The organism is Corallococcus sp. CA053C (assembly GCF_003611675.1).
In the GTDB taxonomy this organism is placed as follows: domain Bacteria; phylum Myxococcota; class Myxococcia; order Myxococcales; family Myxococcaceae; genus Corallococcus.
This window is the reverse complement of record NZ_RAWA01000638.1, coordinates 1-3,455: the sequence shown is the minus strand read 5'-3', so window position 1 is coordinate 3,455 and position 3,455 is coordinate 1. Positions and strand designations below refer to the sequence as shown.

At 71.0% G+C, this 3,455-nt stretch carries 4 protein-coding genes; all 4 read left to right on the top strand.

Annotation, left to right across the window (positions count from 1 at the left end; genetic code table 11):
* A partial coding sequence (locus D7V97_RS41385; protein ID WP_147445212.1) for a Na+/H+ antiporter NhaA occupies nucleotides 1–561 on the top strand: 561 nt, incomplete at its 5' end.
* The gene (locus D7V97_RS41380; protein ID WP_120616042.1) at nucleotides 558–2,243 is read left to right on the top strand and encodes an AarF/ABC1/UbiB kinase family protein; all 1,686 of its coding nucleotides are present in this window, start codon (nucleotides 558–560) and stop codon (nucleotides 2,241–2,243) included. The genes D7V97_RS41385 and D7V97_RS41380, both read left to right, overlap by 4 nt.
* Nucleotides 2,244–2,393: 150 nt before the next feature.
* On the top strand, nucleotides 2,394–2,888 hold the full coding sequence (locus D7V97_RS41375) for a hypothetical protein (RefSeq protein ID WP_147445211.1): 495 nt from the start codon (nucleotides 2,394–2,396) through the stop codon (nucleotides 2,886–2,888).
* Nucleotides 2,885–3,455, top strand: a 571-nt coding sequence (locus D7V97_RS41370; RefSeq protein WP_147445210.1) for a hypothetical protein, incomplete at its 3' end; no start/stop codon positions are given. The genes D7V97_RS41375 and D7V97_RS41370, both read left to right, overlap by 4 nt.

The window sequence follows — 3,455 nt, the reverse complement described above, 5'->3', positions numbered from 1 at the left end:
GTGCTGGAGGAATTGGCGACGTACATCCAGGGGCTCGTGGCGCGCGCGGATGACGAGAGCGAGAGAGGCGCGCAGCTGCTCCACATCGAGGAGGCGCTGGAGGACATCGAGCCGCCGCTCAACCGCTTCGTGCACCTGTGGCACGGCTTCGTGGCGTACGGCATCGTGCCGCTGTTCGCGCTGGCCAACTCCGGCGTGGACGTGTCCGGCATGGGCCTGGCGGACCTCTTCAAGCCCCTGCCCCTGGGCATCATCGTCGGCCTCTTCGTGGGCAAGCAGGTGGGCATCTTCCTCTTCACCTGGGCCGCGGCGAAGGCGGGCGTGTCACCCCTGCCGGGCGGAGCCAGCCTCGCGCAGCTCCACGGCGTGGCGGTGGTGGCGGGCATCGGCTTCACGGTGGCCCTGTTCGTGGGCGGGCTGGCCTTCGCCGGACAGCCGGCACTGTTGGCGGAAGCCAAGCTGGGCATCCTCACCGGGTCGCTGCTCTCCGCGGTCGTGGGGTACGTGCTATTGCGCTACGTGGCCCGGCCTTCGGTGGTGCCCGCGCCCTCCCTCCCATGAACCTCCAGGACCTCAACCGCATCCGGCAGATCACCGTCATCGCCGCCCGCCATGGCTTCGGCGAGGTGGCGGAGCGCGCGGGCGTGTGGCGCATGCTCGGCCGCAAGGAGAAGGTGGAGGTCTCCCAGGAGTCCCAGCGCACGTCCACCGCGCACCGCTTCCGCATGTTCCTCGCGGAATTGGGGCCCACGTTCATCAAGCTGGGCCAGGTGCTCTCCACCCGCGCGGACCTGCTGCCCGCGGAGTTCGTGGAGGAATTGGCCACGCTCCAGGACAACGTGGAGGCCATCCCCCTGGAGCAGATCCACTCGCAGATCCGCGAGGCCCTGGGCAAGGACGTGCAGGAGCTGTTCGCGCACGTGGATCCGGAGCCGCTCGCCGCCGCGTCCATCGCCCAGGTGCACCGCGCGGTGACGCTGGAGGGCGAGGAGGTCGTCATCAAGGTGCAGCGGCCGGACATCGCCCAGCGCATCGACGCGGACCTGGGCGTGCTGCGCTCGCTGGCGCGCCTGCTGGAGGCCGTGGTGGAAGAGACGGGCATCTACACGCCCTCCGGCATCGTGGACGAGTTCGACCGGGCCATCCACGAGGAGCTGGACTTCATCAACGAGGCCAGCAACATCCGCGCGTTCCTGGAGACCCACAAGGACCGCCCGTACCTCAAGATTCCGCGCGTCCACGCGGCGCTCTCCAGCCGCACCGTGCTCACGCTGGAGTTCATCCGCGGCGAGAAGATCAACCCCGCCGCCCTGGCCGACGCGGACCGCAAGCAGGTGGCGCAGAACCTCTTGGAGGCCAGCTTCCGCCAGCTCTTCGACGACGGCCTCTTCCACGGAGATCCGCACCCGGGGAACCTGCTCCTGCTGGAGGGCAACCGGCTGGCGCTGCTGGACTTCGGCGTGGTGGGCCGGCTCACGCGCCCCATGCAGGAGACGCTGGTGATGCTGTGCCTCGCGGTGGCGCTCAAGGACAGCGACTCCGTGGCGCGCATCCTCTACCGCGTGGGCGTGCCCGACGCGCGCGCCAACCTGATGGGCTTCCGCAACGACATCGAGTCCATCCTCGGCCAGCACCTGCCCACCACGCTGGGCCAGGTGGACGCGCGCACGCTCCTGCGCGACCTGCTGGACCTGGCGGTGAAGTACCGCATCCGCATCCCCAAGGAGTACGCGCTGCTGTCGCGCGCCGCCATCTCCACCGAGGGCATGCTCCGCAGCCTCTACCCGGAGATGAACATCCTGGAGGTCGCGCTCCCGTACGCGAAGGAGCTGATGGCCGGGCGCTATGACGCAAGCCAGCTCCAGGGCGGGCTGATGCGCACGCTCCTGCGCTTCCAGTCCATGGCGCAGGACCTGCCCACGCAGCTGTCGCAGATCCTCATGGACCTGGAGACGGGCAAGTTCAGCGTCACGGTGCGCGCGGAGCAGTTCGACAAGCTCAACGAGAACCTGCGCAGCGTGGCCGTCATCGCCTTCCTGGGCCTGTGCGCGTGCGGCTTCATCGTGGGCGCGTTCATCGCCTTCGCGCCCCGGCCGCCCATGTACGGGAACGTGCCGGTGCTGGGCATCGTGGGCATCGCGGTGGCCGCGGCGCTCTTCGGCGCGGTGCTCACCTGGTACCTGTTCGGCGGCCGCTTCGGGAAGCTGCGCGTCAGCCGCTTCCTGAAGAAGAAGAAGCGCTAGCCAAAGCCCGCTTCCCTACTCCACGAAGGACGCGGGTGTGACAACGGCCCACCCGTTCCTGCCCGTCAGGACGAGGCATGTGTCACGCGCGGTGAGAGCGGATCCGTTGAGGGGTGCACAGTCGAGCGCGGGCCGGGTAGGCTGCGGGCCGTGTCGTCCCCCCCTCTTGCCCACGTGGTCGTCTTGTTCGCGAACCCTTCCGCCGCCCGTCGTCCGTACCGCGCGCCGCTGGCCTCGCTGTTCGCGGCCGCGCTTCTCGTCACCACCGCCGGCTGTGCTGGCGGGCTGGATGACCCCGAGCGCTTCACCGGGGGCACCGGCTCCTGCGCGCCCGGCACCACCGCCTCCGGCATCCTCCAGGCGCAGTGCTTCGCGTGCCACTCCACCGAGACCAAGGCCACCGGCGCGGGCCTGGATCTGCAGGCGGCCGGGTTGCCGGGCCGGCTCTACACCACCACCGCCTCCGCGACGTGCTCGTCCATGCCCCTGGCGGACAGCGCCAACCCGTCCGGGTCGCTCTTCCTGAAGAAGCTGACGGACTCGCCCGGCTGCGGCGGGAGGATGCCGCAGGGCGGTTCGCTGAACGCGGCGGACACCGCGTGCCTCACGGAGTGGCTGGTCGCCGGAAAGCCGAGCACCCCGTGAAGATCCGCTCCCGTTCGTCCTCCTTCGCCGCCCTCCTGGGCGCGGCCCTGCTCCTGGGCCCCGTGGCGTACGCCGCGCCGAAGAAGCCCGCGAAGACGACGCAGTCCGCGAAGAAGTCGAAGGCCGCCAGCAAGAGCAAGGGCAAGAGCAAGGTGGAGGTGCGCCGGGTCGCGGTGCTCGCCTCCGGTCCGCACGCGGACGCCGCGCGCGACGCGCTGGAGGCGGAGCTTGCCCGCCGGCCGGCCCGCTATGAAGTCGTCCCCGAGTCCGCGGTGCGCTCCGCCGCCTCGCGCCTGGGCGAGGACCCCACGACGCCCGCCGGTGCCGCCGCCGTGGCGAGCGAGCTGGGCCTGAGCGCGGTGCTGGTCGCGGACACGTCCACCGCGGGCAAGAAGCCGCAGGTGCGCGTCACCGTGCGCAACGGCCGGGATGGCAAGGCCCTGGCCTCGCCCGCCGCGGCCCGCCCGGCGACGGTGAAGCTGGTGCCCGTGGCCGTGAAGCGTCAGTGGACGCCGCTGGAGAGGGGCCTGCTGAAGAGCCGCGCCCCGGACGCCGCCCCCGCGAAGC

Excerpts from the sequence above, each read along its gene's own strand:
- D7V97_RS41380 (WP_120616042.1), top strand. The coding sequence starts at position 558 with ATGAACCTCCAGGACCTCAACCGCATCCGGCAGATCACCGTCATCGCC.